This window comes from Rhodobacter sp. Har01, from assembly GCF_020564565.1.
Classification (GTDB): domain Bacteria; phylum Pseudomonadota; class Alphaproteobacteria; order Rhodobacterales; family Rhodobacteraceae; genus Pseudogemmobacter.
This window is the reverse complement of the sequence record NZ_JAJCTD010000006.1, coordinates 28661-41969: the sequence shown is the minus strand read 5'-3', so window position 1 is coordinate 41969 and position 13309 is coordinate 28661. Positions and strand designations below refer to the sequence as shown.

Annotated in this window: 14 protein-coding genes and 1 tRNA gene; 7 read left to right on the top strand and 8 right to left on the bottom strand. The window is 68.7% G+C overall.

Annotation, left to right across the window (positions count from 1 at the left end; all coding sequences use genetic code 11):
* The first annotated feature begins 62 nt into the window (after positions 1–62).
* From LHP98_RS14710 to LHP98_RS14685, 6 genes are read left to right on the top strand one after another with little or no spacing between them, the layout of a single operon-like run.
* On the top strand, positions 63–992 hold the full coding sequence (locus tag LHP98_RS14710) for an AEC family transporter (protein ID WP_227253304.1): 930 nt from the start codon (positions 63–65) through the stop codon (positions 990–992).
* A complete protein-coding gene (gene fghA / locus LHP98_RS14705; protein WP_227253303.1) occupies positions 989–1819 on the top strand; it encodes an S-formylglutathione hydrolase in 831 nt (276 codons plus the stop codon). The genes LHP98_RS14710 and fghA overlap by 4 nt, the downstream gene beginning before the upstream one ends.
* A 4-nt stretch (positions 1820–1823) precedes the next feature.
* Positions 1824–2303, top strand: a complete 480-nt coding sequence (locus LHP98_RS14700) for a YaiI/YqxD family protein (protein ID WP_227253302.1) — start codon at positions 1824–1826, stop codon at positions 2301–2303.
* 12 nt (positions 2304–2315) lie between these two features.
* Complete coding sequence (locus tag LHP98_RS14695; protein ID WP_227253301.1) at positions 2316–3245, top strand: DMT family transporter; 930 nt, start codon at positions 2316–2318, stop codon at positions 3243–3245.
* On the top strand, positions 3242–3865 hold the full coding sequence (locus LHP98_RS14690; protein ID WP_227253300.1) for an HAD-IA family hydrolase: 624 nt from the start codon (positions 3242–3244) through the stop codon (positions 3863–3865). The genes LHP98_RS14695 and LHP98_RS14690 overlap by 4 nt, the downstream gene beginning before the upstream one ends.
* The gene (locus LHP98_RS14685) at positions 3862–4776 is read left to right on the top strand and encodes an ornithine cyclodeaminase family protein (RefSeq protein ID WP_227253299.1); all 915 of its coding nucleotides are present in this window, start codon (positions 3862–3864) and stop codon (positions 4774–4776) included. Before LHP98_RS14690 ends, LHP98_RS14685 begins: the two co-directional genes overlap by 4 nt.
* Before the next feature lie 63 nt (positions 4777–4839).
* Here the strand turns inward: LHP98_RS14685 and LHP98_RS14680 are convergent, their stop codons facing one another.
* The 6 genes from LHP98_RS14680 to LHP98_RS14655 form a co-directional block, all read right to left on the bottom strand.
* On the bottom strand, positions 4840–5958 hold the full coding sequence (locus LHP98_RS14680) for an ABC transporter permease (RefSeq protein WP_227253298.1): 1119 nt from the start codon (positions 5956–5958) through the stop codon (positions 4840–4842).
* Positions 5955–6863 (bottom strand): ABC transporter ATP-binding protein, encoded by a 909-nt coding sequence (locus LHP98_RS14675; protein ID WP_227253297.1) that lies wholly within the window; start codon positions 6861–6863, stop codon positions 5955–5957. The genes LHP98_RS14680 and LHP98_RS14675 overlap by 4 nt, the downstream gene beginning before the upstream one ends.
* Positions 6860–7801: an HlyD family secretion protein gene (locus tag LHP98_RS14670; protein ID WP_227253296.1), complete on the bottom strand. Its 942-nt coding sequence runs from the start codon at positions 7799–7801 to the stop codon at positions 6860–6862. The genes LHP98_RS14675 and LHP98_RS14670 overlap by 4 nt, the downstream gene beginning before the upstream one ends.
* Positions 7794–8426 carry a DUF1956 domain-containing protein gene (locus LHP98_RS14665; protein ID WP_227253295.1) on the bottom strand — a complete coding sequence of 211 codons (633 nt, stop codon included), beginning with the start codon at positions 8424–8426 and terminating at the stop codon, positions 7794–7796. Before LHP98_RS14665 ends, LHP98_RS14670 begins: the two co-directional genes overlap by 8 nt.
* 102 nt (positions 8427–8528) lie before the next feature.
* Positions 8529–8605, bottom strand: a tRNA-Pro gene (locus tag LHP98_RS14660).
* A gap of 66 nt (positions 8606–8671) precedes the next feature.
* Positions 8672–9628 carry a DMT family transporter gene (locus LHP98_RS14655; protein WP_227253294.1) on the bottom strand — a complete coding sequence of 319 codons (957 nt, stop codon included), beginning with the start codon at positions 9626–9628 and terminating at the stop codon, positions 8672–8674.
* A 159-nt stretch (positions 9629–9787) separates the two neighbouring features.
* On the opposite strand from LHP98_RS14655, the gene LHP98_RS14650 reads away from it, so the two are divergent.
* Positions 9788–11317, top strand: a complete 1530-nt coding sequence (locus LHP98_RS14650) for a Na/Pi cotransporter family protein (protein ID WP_227253293.1) — start codon at positions 9788–9790, stop codon at positions 11315–11317.
* Here LHP98_RS14650 and LHP98_RS14645 read toward each other — a convergent pair.
* Together LHP98_RS14645 and leuB are read right to left on the bottom strand one after the other, a co-directional pair.
* The gene (locus tag LHP98_RS14645; protein WP_227253292.1) at positions 11314–12189 is read right to left on the bottom strand and encodes a DMT family transporter; all 876 of its coding nucleotides are present in this window, start codon (positions 12187–12189) and stop codon (positions 11314–11316) included. The two genes, LHP98_RS14650 and LHP98_RS14645, sit on opposite strands and share 4 nt — an antisense overlap.
* 2 nt (positions 12190–12191) lie before the next feature.
* The gene (gene leuB, locus LHP98_RS14640; protein WP_227253291.1) at positions 12192–13298 is read right to left on the bottom strand and encodes a 3-isopropylmalate dehydrogenase; all 1107 of its coding nucleotides are present in this window, start codon (positions 13296–13298) and stop codon (positions 12192–12194) included.
* Positions 13299–13309: the final 11 nt, after the last annotated feature.

Genomic DNA, 13309 nt, shown 5'->3' with positions numbered 1-13309 from the left:
CGACCCGCGGCGCACGACCGCCCCGGCTTGCCCTTTGGCCCGCCCCGTGACACTTGGTCGCCATGCTGGCGATCCTGTTCAAGACCCTGCCGTTCTTTGCGGTCATCGGCCTCGGCTACGGCGCCGCGCGCAGCCGGTTCTTCGGCCCCGAGGCCAGCGCCGCGCTGACCCGGTTCGTCTTCTACTTCGCGCTGTCGGCCATGCTCTTCGGCTTCGCCGCCAACCTGTCGCTGGCCGAGATCTTCAGTCTGCCCTTCGTGCTGGCCTACCTGTCCGCCACCACCGCGCTTTGGCTGTTCCTGATCGCCGTAGCCCTGGCCCGCGGCACAGGGGCCGAAGAGGCCGTGTTCGAGGCCCATACCGGCGTTTCCGGCAACACCGGCTTTCTCGGCATCCCGATGCTGGCCGTCCTCCTTGGCCCCGCAGCTGCCGGCCCGGTGCTGCTGGTGCTGACCGTGGACATGGTGGTGTTCTCCTCGCTCCTGACCCTGCTTGTCACCGGCCTGCGCTCGGGCCGGGTCTCGCTGGCCACGATCCGCATCCTGTCCCTGGGCCTGCTGAAAAACCCGATGATCGTCTCCATCGCCCTTGGCCTGGCCTGGGGCGCCACCGGCCGCAGCCTCTGGCCCCCGGTGCAGGACTTCATGACGCTGCTTGGTGCCGCCGCCACGCCCGGCGCGCTGTTCGCCATCGGCGCCTCGCTGGCCGGGCGCGGCGGGGAACGGCTGGCCGTCGCCACCTGGCTGTCCTTCGCCAAGCTGGTGCTGCACCCGGCGCTGGTCGCCGTCTCGGCACTGTGGCTGTTCGCGATCGAGCCGTTTGCCGCCGGCGTGATGATCGCCGCCGCGGCCTTGCCGGTGGCGGGCAACGTGTTCATCCTGGCCCAGCATTACCGCGTCGCGCCGCAACGGGTGTCGACCGCGATCCTGATCTCGACCGTGCTGTCGATCCTGACCGTCAGCGCCGTCATATCCCTTGTGGAGGTGCCATGAAGACCTTGTCCGAGAACCGCTGCTTCGGCGGCATGCAGGGGGTCTATACCCACCGCTCTGCCGCCACCGGCACCGACATGACCTTCGGCCTGTTCCTGCCGGCCGAGGCCGAGGATGGCCCGGTTCCGGTGCTCTGGTTCCTGTCCGGCCTGACCTGCACCCATGAAAACGCCATGGTGAAGGCGGGCGCCCAGCGTTGGGCCGCCGAGATGGGCCTGGCGCTGGTGTTCCCCGACACCAGTCCCCGCGGCGAAGGCGTGGCCAACGACGCCGCCTTCGACCTGGGTCAGGGCGCGGGCTTCTACGTCAACGCCACGCAGTCCCCATGGGCGCCGCAGTTCCGCATGTGGGACTATGTGACCGAAGACCTGCCGCGCATCCTGTTCAACGCCTTTCCGCTGGACGAAGGCGCGCAAGCCATCACCGGCCACAGCATGGGCGGCCACGGCGCCCTGACCGTGGCGATGAGCTTTCCGGGCCGTTTCGCCAGCGTCTCGGCCTTCGCGCCGATCTGCGAGCCCTGCCGCAGCGACTGGGGCCGCAAGCAGTTCACCGCCTACCTGGGCGCCGACGAAGCCCTCTGGGCCCCGCACGACGCCACCGCCCTGATGCGCCGCTACGGCTTTGACGGGCCGATGCTGATCGACCAGGGCACGGCGGACCAGTTCCTTGACCTGTTGCGCCCCGAGGCACTGGCCGGCGCCATGGCCGAACGCCGGCAGGGCGGCAGCTTCCGGATGCAGAAGGGCTATGACCACAGCTACTTCTTCATCTCGACCTTCATGGAAGACCACATCGCCTTCCACGCCTCTGCCTTGCACGGATAGCGCGATGACGCTTTACATCGACGCCGACGCCTGCCCGGTCAAGGCCGAGGCCGAGCGTGTCGCCACTCGGCTGGGCGTGCGGATGGTGCTGGTGTCGAACGGCGGCATCCGGCCCAGCCCGAACCCGCTGGTCGAAAGCGTCTATGTCGGCAGCGCGCTGGACGAAGCCGACCGCTGGATTGCCGATCACGCCGGCCCCGGCGACGTGGTCGTCACTGCCGACATCCCGCTGGCCGCCCGGGTGATTGCCACCGGCGCCGCGGTGGTCAAGCATGACGGCGACGAACTGACCGCCGCCAACATCGGCCAGATCCTTGCCACCCGCGACCTGATGGCCGACCTGCGCAGCGCCGACCCGTTCCGGCAGGGCGGCGGCCGCAGCTTCAGCCCGCGCGACCGCTCGCGCTTTCTCGACGTGCTTGACCGCGTGTTGCGGCGTTCCGGTGTCGCGGGCGGAACAGACGGAACCCGGCCGCCGGGGTGAAGTCGCCCCACCATGGCCCGCAGCCCCGCCCTGACCGGAATCCTCCTTGCCCTTGGCGGCACCCTGGTCTTTTCCGTCAATGACGTGACGATGAAATACCTGTCGGACGGCTATGCCCTGCACCAGCTGACGCTGATCCGCTCGCTGGTCGGCATGGCCGTGGTGCTGGCGGTGATCGGCTACAGCGGCACCGGACTGGCCCAGTTGCTGACCCTGCGCCCGCGCGAGCACCTGGCGCGGGTGCTGATCGTCCTTGTGTCGAACCTCACCTACTTCGTCGGCCTTTCGGCCCTGCCCTTGGCCGATGCCGCAGCTGTCGCCTACATCAGCCCCCTCGCGGTGACCGCGCTGTCCGTGCCCTTTCTGGGCGAACGTGTCGGCCCCCGCCGCTGGGCCGCGGTGATTGTCGGCCTGGTCGGCGTGATCGTCATGCTGCGCCCCGGGGCAGGGGTGATTCAGCCCGCGGCCCTGCTGGTGCTGACCTCTGCGCTGCTTTACGCCAGCGGCAACCTGATGACCCGCCGCATGGGCGGCACCGAAAGCGCGATGACGCTGGCCTTCTATGTCCACCTCGGTTTCATCCTGCTGTCCCTTGGCATCGGCCTGTGGCTGGGCGACGGACATCTGGCCAGCGACCGTCCGCTGCTTGGCTTTCTTGTCCGGCCCTGGATCTGGCCGCCGGCCGAGGACTGGCCGCTGCTGATCGCCACCGGCCTGTCGGTCGCCATCGGCGGGCTGATGATGACCCAGGCCTACCGCATCACCGAGGTCGGCCTGCTGGCACCCTTCGAATACGTCGGCATGCCGCTTGCCATCTTCTGGGGCCTCGTGGTCTTTGGCACCTGGCCCGACAGCACCGCCTGGTGGGGCATCGCCCTGATCTGCGGCGCCGGCCTTTACGTGGTCTGGCGCGAAGCTGTCCGCCAAAGGGAGACGACATGACACCCCTCGCCGTGGTCTATGACATCGGCAATGTGCTGCTCGGCTGGGATCCCGAGGCAATGTATGACGCCCGCATCGGCCCCGAGGCCCGCCGCCGTTTCTTCGCCGAGGTGCCGATCCACGCCGCCAATGTGGCGATGGACGCTGGCGCCCCCTTCGAGGCAACCCTGAACGCCCTGGCCAGGGCCTACCCGGCCTGGCAGCGCGAAATCCTGTGGTGGCGCGACGACTGGGTGGCGACGCTTGGCCCGGTGATCCAGCCCTCGGTGACGCTGCTGCGCGCGCTTCGAAGCCGCGGCGTGCCGGTCTTTGCGCTGACGAATTTCGGCGCCGAGACCTTTCAGATCGCCCGCGCCGCGTACCCCTTTCTGGACGAGTTCGACCGCGCCTGGGTCTCGGGCCGGATGGGCGTGATCAAGCCCGATCCGGCGATCTATGCCGCGGTCGAGGCCGATTGCGGTCTGCCGCCGGATCGGCTCTTGTTCACCGACGACAAGGCCGCGAACATCGACGCCGCCGCCGCACGGGGCTGGCGGGCCCACCTGTTCGACAGCCCCGAAGGCTGGGCCGCCCGGCTGGTGGCCGAAGGACTGCTGAGCGAAACGGAGGCCGCGCCATGACCATCGAGATCATCCCTTTCGGGGCGGAAGCCCTGCTGGACTGGCCTGATCTGCTTGAAGCCCTGGAGGCCGGTCATCGCCTGCCGCAGCCCGATATCAAGGATCTGTTCGTTCGCCGCGGCGCCGATACCCTGCTGGACCGGGCGGCCTGGATCGATGGCTTGGGCGCGCTGGTCAAGGCGGCCACGGTGGTGCCGGGAAACGCCAGCCGCGGCCTGCCCACGATCTATGGCGCGGTGACGCTGTTCGACGACACCACCGGCGAGTTGACCGCGCTGGTCGATTTCCACTTGGTGACCAAATGGAAGACCGCCGGCGACAGCCTGCTTTCGGCCTCCAAACTGGCGCGGCGACACAGCCGCAACATCCTGCTGGTGGGCGCCGGTGCGGTGGCCCGCTCGATGGTCGAGGCCTATCGCAGCCTGTTTCCGGACGCCCGTTTCAAGGTCTGGTCGCGCAGCATCGCCACGGCGGACATGATGGCGGGGCCGCTGGGCCTTGACGTCTCGACCAGCCTGGCCGACGACGTGCCCTGGGCCGACATCATCTGCACCTGTACCATGGCGACCGAACCGCTGGTCAAGGGCGACTGGCTGCGCCCCGGCCAGCACCTGGACCTGATCGGCGCCTACCGTGCCGACATGCGCGAGGTGGACGACGCCGCCATCGCCAAGGCCCGGCTGTTCGTCGATTCCCGCGCCACCACGCTGCACCACATCGGCGAGATCATTGAGCCGCTGAAGTCGGGCGCCATCGACGAAAGCCACATCCTGGCCGATTTCTACGAGCTGGAGACCGGCCGCTATGCCCGAATCTCGGACGACGAGATCACCATCGCCAAGAACGGCGGCGGCGCGCATCTGGACCTGATGACGGCGGACTACATCCTGAAACGTTGGCGCGACCGCTGATCGAAGCACCGGAATTCGAAGTCGAATTCCGTCCCCGATTTCCGACTTCGGAAATCGGTTCCCTCAGTCCAGCGTCTTGCGGAACCGGAACACGGCCACGGTCCCCAGCACCAGCGTCATCACCCCCAGCGCCGCGAACTGCGCCGCCACATCCGCGGGCATTGCCCCCTTCAGCATCACCGCCCGCACCAGCCGCAACAGGTGCGTCACCGGCAGGATTTCCCCAAGCGTCTGCGCCCAGCCGGGCATGCCGCGGAACGGGAACATGAAGCCCGACAGCAGGATCGACGGCAGGAAGACGAAGATCGACAGCTGCATCGCCTGCATCTGCGTCCGCGACACCGACGAGATCAGATAGCCCAGCAGCACCAGCACCACCACGAACAGCAAGACGCCCGACAGCAGCAGCCCGACCGACCCCACGAAGGGCACGTCGAACAGCACCCCCGCCGCGCCCAGGATCACCAGCATCTGCACTGCACCGACGCCGATGAACGGGGTGATCTTGCCCACCATGATCTCGGCTGCGTGGGCGGGCATCGAAAGCAGGTTCTCCATCGTCCCGCGCTCGATTTCCCGCGTCAGCGCCATTGCGGTCATCATCACCATGGTCATCTGAAGGATGATCCCCAACAGCCCCGGCACCACGTTGTATTGCGTGATCCCCTCGGGGTTGTAGCGCCGGTGCACCACGATCTCGGGGCCGGTCGCGGCCGCCGGAGCAACCCCCAACTCGCGCGCCAGCGCCTGGGCCGAGACCGTGCCCAGCGTCGAGATCGCCCCCGAGGCGGCGGCGGGGTCGGTCGCGTCCGCCTCGACCAGCACCTGCGGATGATCGCCCCGCAGCATCCGCGCGCCGAAGTCAGAGGGCACCGTCACCACGAAGGCCACCTTGCCGGTGGCGATCAGCCGCTCGGCCTCGGTCGCGGTCGCATCGGGGTGGGTGAAGTCATAGTAGCCGGTGTTCTCAAGCGCCGCCGTCATGGCGCGGGTGAAGCGGTCCTGCGTCGGTGCCACCAGGGCGGCGGGCAGATGTTTCGGGTCGGTGTTGATGGCATAGCCGAACAGCAGAAGCTGCATGACCGGCACGATCAGCATCATCGCAAAGGTGACGCGGTCGCGCCGCATCTGGATGAATTCCTTGCGCAGAATGGCAAGGATGCGGGCGACCGAGCCAATCATGTCATGTTGTCCGCGCTTTGCCCCATCAGGCGGATGAAGACGTCCTCAAGGCTGGTCTCCTCGGGCCGCGGCTCCGCCCCCTCGGCCCGGATCGCGGCCTCAAGCGCCGCCGCATCGGTGCCCGTCACATGCAACGAGGTGCCGAAGGGCTCCACCTGTTCCACCCCCGTCGCCGCCCGCAGTCGCGCCGCCAGCGTACCCGGTTGGTCGGTATCCACCCGCATCGTCACCAGCCCCGACTGCGCAATGACCTCCGGCACCGTGCCTTTGGTCACCATCCGACCATAGGAGATGTAGCTGATCCGGTGGCAACGCTCGGCCTCATCCATGTAGTGGGTCGAGACCAGCACGGTAATCCCGGTCGCCGCCCTGGCGTGGATCTCGTCCCAGAACTGCCGCCGCGCCTTGGGGTCCACCCCGGCCGTCGGCTCGTCCAGCAGCAAGAGCTTTGGCCGGTGCATGATGCAGGCCGCCAGCGCCAGCCGCTGCTTCCAGCCGCCCGACAGGCTGCCCGCAAGCTGCGTCCGCCGCGTCGTCAGCCCCAGGTCGGCCAGCGTGTCGCGCACCGCCTGTTTCGGCAGCTGGTAAAGACCGGCCACGAAATCCAGGTTCTGCTCGATCGAGAGGTCTTCGTAGAAGCTGAACCGCTGGGTCATATAGCCGACCTGCCGCCGGATCGCCCGCTGGTCGCGCAGCACATCCAGCCCCAGCACCGTGCCGTGCCCCGCATCCGGCGTCAGCAGCCCGCAGATCATGCGGATGCAGGTCGTCTTGCCCGAGCCATTGGGGCCCAGGAATCCCGAAATCTCGCCCTCCGCCACGCGCAGGCTGACGTCGTCCACGACCTTCCGCCTGCCGAAGGTCTTGGTCAGGCCCTGCACGTCGATGACGGGTGCCGGGGTCATGGCGCGGCCTGCACCTCGACGATCTGGCCGGGCTTCAGCGCGGCGCCCTCGGCCGGGCGGGCCTCGACCAGATAGACCAGCTTCTGCCGGGCTTCGTTGGAATAGATCACCGGCGGGGTGAACTCGGCATGGTCCGAGACATAGGTGACCACGGCTGCCATCGGCCCGCAGCCGTCGCAGGAGACCACCAACCGGCCCCCGACCGAAACCGAGGCCAAGTCCGGCTCGGGCACGTAAAGCCGCAGCTTCACCGCACCGTCGGGCAAGTAGTTCAGGACCGGGGCGGATGGCCCGGCCACCTCACCCGCACGGCGCAGGATGTCGGTCACCACACCTGGGGCAACCGCCGTCAGACTGCGCTGCGCCAATTGCCATTCCGCCAGCGTCTTCGTCGTGCGCGCCACCTCGACCGCCGCCTTCGCCGCCTCGATCTGATGCGGCCGCGCCGGCAGCGCCGCCACCTCCAGCTTGGCCTGAACCTCCAGCACCGCTGCCGCCGCCATGTCGGCCGCAGCGCGGGCAGCGTCCAGTGTGGCCTGCGACGACACATTCTGGCGCACCAGTTGCTCTTGCCGCTCGGCCTCTTTCGCCGTCCGGTCGGCATTGGCCCGGGCCGAGGCGACGGCCGCCTCGATCGCCGCGATTTCCGGCGCGCGGCTGCCCTCCAGCAGGTTCGCCAGATCGCTTTCCGCCTTGTGCAGCGCCGCCTCGGCCGAGGCCAGCGCGATGCGCGCATCCTGATCCTCGACCAGCGCCAGCACCTGCCCTGCGGCGATCCGGTCGCCCCGCGCCACCGTCAGGCTGTCCACCCGCACCACCGTCAGGGGCGCAAGCTGGACATATTCGCCCTCGACATATCCTGTCGCCAAGGGGGCCGGTGCATCGCAGGCCGCGAAGAACGCCGAGACGAAGCCCAGCGAGCACAGGAAATCAGCCATCTTTTGCCTCCAGGGCGGCATCAAGGTTGGCCAGCAGCCGGCGGGCAATGGCGGCGGCGGCTTCGGGCGGGTAGCCGGTCCAGCCCATCCGGCGCTGTACGATGGGTGCGGCCAGTCGGAAATAGGCGGCCTGACCGACCAGCGCGAAGACTGCCAGGCGGACGTCCACCGACTCGGCCTCCCGGCCGGTGGCGGCGGCCCAGACGGCGCACAGCGCACGGTGGCGCGGTTCGATCAGCGCAAGGTACAGCCGGTCCAGCACCGGGCTGTCGGGCTGCGCCAGTTCGCGCAGCAGGAACGAGACCGTGTCCTGCGCCTCGGCCGTCGAGATCAGGAAGGTGACGATCCGATGCACCAGCCGCCGCAGCACCGCCCGCGCCTGCTGGGGCGTCAGGCTGGCCGGATCGCGCGGCAGCGGGCGGGCAACGCGGCCGATCCGCTCGGCCACCGCATCGGCGCAGGCCAGCCGCAGACCCTCTTTCCCGCCGAAATGATACGCGATGGACGAGATGTTGGTCCCCGCCGCGGCCGCAATGGCGCGGGTCGAAGCTGCCTCAAAGCCATCCTGCCCGAACCGCTGCATTGCGGCGGCAATCAGGGCGGTGCGGGTAGGGTGAAGGTCCATCGCGGCCCCTGGATCAATCGTTTGATTGATATCGGATGATCCGCGAAAAGTCCAGCAAGACCCGACCGCAGGGCAGACTCTAGAAGCGGGAAATCGGGAATTTGGTCGGAGCGAGAGGATTCGAACCTCCGACCCCCTGCTCCCGAAGCAGGTGCGCTACCAGACTGCGCTACGCTCCGACCGTGGCGGGGGGATTACCCGCCGCCACGGGCTTTGGCAAGGGGGGTGCGGGCGATTCCCAGGCGCTAGCCCTCTTTCGGGCCGAACCGCCGCAGCCACAGCGAAATGCGGGGGATGGTGCCGGTGTCCAGCCGCGAGCGGTTCTCCAGCACCGGCTGGTTGCGGCTGACCGATGGCGTGCCCTCGCGCAGCACGATGTAGATGCCGCTGGCGATGATCACCCCCGCACCCACAGCGGTCCAGCGGTCGATATGTTCGTCGAACAAGAGCCAGCCGTAGAACGTGGCCCAGACGATCTGCGAATACTGCATCGGGGCCACCACCACCGCCGGCGCCGCGCGATAGGCCGCGATGATCAGCGCCGCTCCGGTCATGCCGAACAACGCGATCACCCCGGTCAGCGCCAGATCCTGAAACGGCATCGGTCGATAGACGAAGGGCATGGTCAGCCCCATCGCCCCCACCGACATCAGCATCGGATACATCATCAGCACGATCGACCGTTCGTTCTTGCCGATCTTGCGCACGATGATCGAGGTCAGCGACCCGGTCAGCGCCGCCCCCAGCGCCGCGACATGCCCCAGTGACAGGGGCGCCGTGCCGGGCCGCAGCACGATCAGCACGCCGCACAGGCCAACCACCACAGCCAGCGCGCGGCGGATGCCGACTTGTTCGCCCAGGAAGGGCACCGACAGGATGGTGATCAGCAGGGGCGTGGCGAACAGCATCGCATAGCATTGCGCCATCGGCAGCACCGAGAAGGCGTAGAACGCCATCCCCCCAGTCGCCACCGCCAGTACCGAACGCGCCAGCGACAGCCAGGGATGCCGCGGCACCAGGTTCGCATCGCGCCTGTCCGCCATCAGCAGGACCGAGACGAAGGGAAAGCTCAGCAGCCCCGCGAAGAAGATGATCTGGAACGGCGAATAGCTGTGGCCCAGAAACTTCACCACCACGTCATGGGTGGCATAAATCCCGAAGGCCGCGAGCGACAGAAGCGCGCCGCGCAAGGTGGGTGACATTCTGGCAATCCGTCAGCGGGGCGGGGCACGGCCCTGTTAGCGCCACCAGTTTTCGCCCGGATCGGTGCCGGGCGCAAGGCCCCGCGGCCTTGCGGGCGGGGACGATTGCGGCGCAAGATACGCCCGCCAAGGGGGAACGGCACAGGGAAGACACAGGGCATGGCGCAGGGTCTGGCGGGGTTCCTTGGCGGTATCGGGCTGTTCCTGTTCGGCATGGCGGTGATGACCTCGGCGCTGGCCGAACTGGCCGGGCCGGGCCTGCGCCGCCGCATCGCCAGCGCCACCGCCACGCGCTGGCGCGGCGCGGTGACGGGCACGCTGGCGGCCTCGGTCCTGCAAAGCTCGACCGCGGTCACGCTGATGGCCATCGGATTCGTTGGCGCCGGGGTGATGACCTTTCCGCAGTCGCTGGGGGTGATCCTGGGCGCCAACATCGGCAGCACCATCACCGGCTGGCTGGTCACCCTGCTGGGCGTCAAGTTGCAGCTGTTGACGCTGGCGATGGGGGTCTTGCCTGCCGCTGCGCTGGCCGTGCTGCTGGGAGGCGCGCGGGTGGCGCGGGCGGGCCGGGTGCTGGCCGGGCTGGCGCTGGTCTTCATCGGCCTGGGCACCATGCAGGGCGCGGTGTCTGGCGACACGCTGCCGCTGACCCTCGACATGCTGCCGCAAGACGGCTTTGTCGGCCGCCTTGCGCTGGTCGGCATCGGCACCGTGCTGGCGATGATCCTGCAAAGCTCGAACGCCGGGCTGGCGCTGGTGGTGGTGCTGCTCGGATCAGGCGCGGTGACCCTGCCGCAGGGCGCGGCGCTGGTGCTGGGGCTGAACATCGGCACCACGGTGACCGGGTTGATCGCGGCCATCGGCGGTTCACGCGAGATGCGGATGACGGCGCTGGCGAACCTGTTGATGAATGCGGTCACGGCGCTGGCGCTGTTCCCCGCTCTCGGCTGGCTGGAGACCTGGGTCGATGCCGGCGCCGGGCTGGATGCGCAGACCATGCTGGTGGGCTTTCACTCCACCTTCAACCTGGCCTGCACGGTGCTGTTCCTGCCCGTGGTCACGCCCTTTGCGGCCCTGGTGGCGCGGCTGGTGCGGCGCGGCGACCCCTCGCCCGCCGACCGACTTGACCAGCGACTGGCGGGCGAGCCGGGCACCGCCCTGCAAGTGGCGCGTGAGGTGGCCGATGACATCGCGGCCCAGATCGGCCAGGCGCTGGGGCAGGCACTGGCGCGTAGACCGGCGGCGCTGGATGCCCTGCCGGCCCGGCTGCAACCCGCGCTGACCGCGCTTGAAACCTGGCTTTCCGGCCTGCCCAGCCTGACCGACGCGCGCGACCGCACCGCCCATGCCGCACTGATGCACATGACCGACCACCTGTCGCGCCTGATGGTGCGGGCGCAGGCCAGCGACCGCATCGCCCGCATTGCGGCCGATCAGCACCTGGCCCGTGCCTCGCAAGCGCTGGCCGCCGGGCTGGCGCAGGGGGCCGAGGCGCCGCAGATGGCCCGCATCGCCGCCCTGGCCCAGCGCCGCGCCCACGGCCAGCGGCACGAGTTTCTTGCGGGCGGCCCGGCCAACGGCCACGACCCGTTCCAGCACACCGATGCCATGCGCTGGGTCGAACGCGTCGCCGACCATGCCGAGCGCATCGCCTTTCACCGCGATCAGGCGCGCCGCGCCCTGGGCTAGGCGGCGGGCCTGTCTTGCCGCGCCACCACCAGAATGCCGGCAACCGCAATCAGACCCGTGCCCAGCAAGGTGCGCGGCCCCATCGCCTCATCGAACAACAGCGCGCCAAAGACCGCGGCCCAGGCGATCTGCGAATACTGCATCGGGGCCACCACGATGGCGGGCGCCCGATGGTAGGCAGCGATCACCAGCAGCATGCCCACCACGACCGCCACCGCCATGACCGCCGCCACTGCAAGGTCGGCCACGGGCATCGGGCGAAAGACAAAGGGCATCGTTGCCGCCACCACCAGGAACTGCACCACCAGGGGCCAGATCAGCAGGGTCGCCGTCCGCTCGACCCCGCCCATCTTGCGGATGATGACATAGTTCAGCGCGCCCACCGCCGCCCCGCCCAGCGCGGCCGCGTGGCCCCATTGCAGCGCCGCGCTTTCCGGGTCCAGCGCGATCAGCACGCCGGCCAGACCCAGCAGGATGGCCAGCCCGCGGACAAGGTCGATCCGCTCACCCAACAGGGGCACCGACAGCGCCGCGATGAACAGCGGCATGGTGAAGAAGATCGCATAGCACTGCGCCAGGGGCAGGTTGGCAAAGGCATAGGTCGCCAGAACGCCGTTCACCGTGACCGCCGCCGCCCGCAAGGCCATCCAGCCGGGCCGGCGCGGCCGCAGATTGCCCGGCTCTGGCGACAGCCGGGCGTACAGCGCCAAGAGCGGCAGGCTCATCAACCCCGCCGCCGCCATGATCTGAAACGGGTGATAGCCGCCGCCCAGAAACTTGACCGAGATGTCGTAGACCGCAAAGCAGCCAAAGGCCAAGAGCCCCAGCCCCGCTCCGATCAGGTTCGAGGGCGGCGGCCCCGCCCCGGCCAATCTCAGAGGCTCGCGTCCAGAGCGGCCAGGATCGCGTCGCCCATTTGCGCTGTCGAAACCGGCGTGCCGCCTTCCGGCCCCATCAGGTCGGCCGTGCGCACGCCGTCCGCCAGCACCTTCTCGACCGCCTTTTCCACCCGCGTCGCCTCGTCGCCCAGATCGAAGCTGTAGCGCAGCGCCATGGCAAAGCTCAGCACGCAGGCAATCGGGTTGGCCTTGCCCTGCCCGGCAATGTCGGGGGCGCTGCCATGGACCGGCTCATACAGCGCCTTCGGCCGGCCGTTCGCCATGGGCGCGCCAAGGCTGGCCGAGGGAAGCATGCCCAGAGACCCGGTCAGCATCGCGGCACAATCCGAAAGGATGTCGCCGAACAGGTTGTCGGTCACGATCACGTCGAACTGCTTGGGCCAGCGGCACAGCTGCATCGCCCCGGCATCGGCATACATGTGGCTCAGTTCGACATCCGGGTATTCGCGGTCATGCACCTCTTGCACCACCTCGCGCCACAGGATGCCGCTCTCCATCACGTTGGCCTTCTCCATCGAGCAGACCTTGTTGCCGCGCTTGCGCGCCAGCTCAAACGCCGACCGCGCCACCCGGGCGATTTCGGATTCGGTATAGCGCTGGGTGTTGATGCCAACCCGCTCATTGCCTTCCTTGAAGATGCCACGCGGCTCGCCGAAATAGACCCCGCTGGTCAACTCGCGGACGATCACGATGTCCAGCCCCGCCACCACCTCGCGCTTGAGCGAGGAGAAATCGGCCAGCGCGTCGAAGCACTGTGCGGGGCGCAGGTTGGAAAACAGGTCCATCTCCTTGCGCAGCCGCAACAGGCCGCGCTCGGGTTTCACGCTGAAATCGAGCTTGTCGTATTGCGGCCCGCCCACGGCGCCCAGCAGCACCGCGTCCACCGCTTGCGCGCGGGCCATGGTGTCGTCGGTCAGGGGCGTGCCGTGGGCGTCATAGGAACAGCCGCCCACCAGCCCCTCGCTGACATCGAAGCTGATGCCGCGCTTGGCGCCCATCCAGCCGATGATCTTCTTCACCTCGGCCATGACTTCGGGGCCGATGCCGTCGCCGGCAAGGATCAGGATCGAGGGGTTGGCCATCGGGGGGCGCT

Excerpts from the sequence above, each read along its gene's own strand:
- LHP98_RS14650 (WP_227253293.1), top strand. The coding sequence starts at position 9,788 with ATGGCGCAGGGTCTGGCGGGGTTCCTTGGCGGTATCGGGCTGTTCCTG.
- LHP98_RS14675 (WP_227253297.1), bottom strand. The coding sequence starts at position 6,863 with ATGACCCCGGCACCCGTCATCGACGTGCAGGGCCTGACCAAGACCTTC.
- LHP98_RS14670 (WP_227253296.1), bottom strand. The coding sequence starts at position 7,801 with ATGGCTGATTTCCTGTGCTCGCTGGGCTTCGTCTCGGCGTTCTTCGCG.
- LHP98_RS14655 (WP_227253294.1), bottom strand. The coding sequence starts at position 9,628 with ATGTCACCCACCTTGCGCGGCGCGCTTCTGTCGCTCGCGGCCTTCGGG.
- fghA (WP_227253303.1), top strand. The coding sequence starts at position 989 with ATGAAGACCTTGTCCGAGAACCGCTGCTTCGGCGGCATGCAGGGGGTC.
- LHP98_RS14690 (WP_227253300.1), top strand. The coding sequence starts at position 3,242 with ATGACACCCCTCGCCGTGGTCTATGACATCGGCAATGTGCTGCTCGGC.
- LHP98_RS14685 (WP_227253299.1), top strand. The coding sequence starts at position 3,862 with ATGACCATCGAGATCATCCCTTTCGGGGCGGAAGCCCTGCTGGACTGG.
- LHP98_RS14665 (WP_227253295.1), bottom strand. The coding sequence starts at position 8,426 with ATGGACCTTCACCCTACCCGCACCGCCCTGATTGCCGCCGCAATGCAG.
- LHP98_RS14680 (WP_227253298.1), bottom strand. The coding sequence starts at position 5,958 with ATGATTGGCTCGGTCGCCCGCATCCTTGCCATTCTGCGCAAGGAATTC.
- leuB (WP_227253291.1), bottom strand. The coding sequence starts at position 13,298 with ATGGCCAACCCCTCGATCCTGATCCTTGCCGGCGACGGCATCGGCCCC.
- LHP98_RS14700 (WP_227253302.1), top strand. The coding sequence starts at position 1,824 with ATGACGCTTTACATCGACGCCGACGCCTGCCCGGTCAAGGCCGAGGCC.
- LHP98_RS14695 (WP_227253301.1), top strand. The coding sequence starts at position 2,316 with ATGGCCCGCAGCCCCGCCCTGACCGGAATCCTCCTTGCCCTTGGCGGC.
- LHP98_RS14710 (WP_227253304.1), top strand. The coding sequence starts at position 63 with ATGCTGGCGATCCTGTTCAAGACCCTGCCGTTCTTTGCGGTCATCGGC.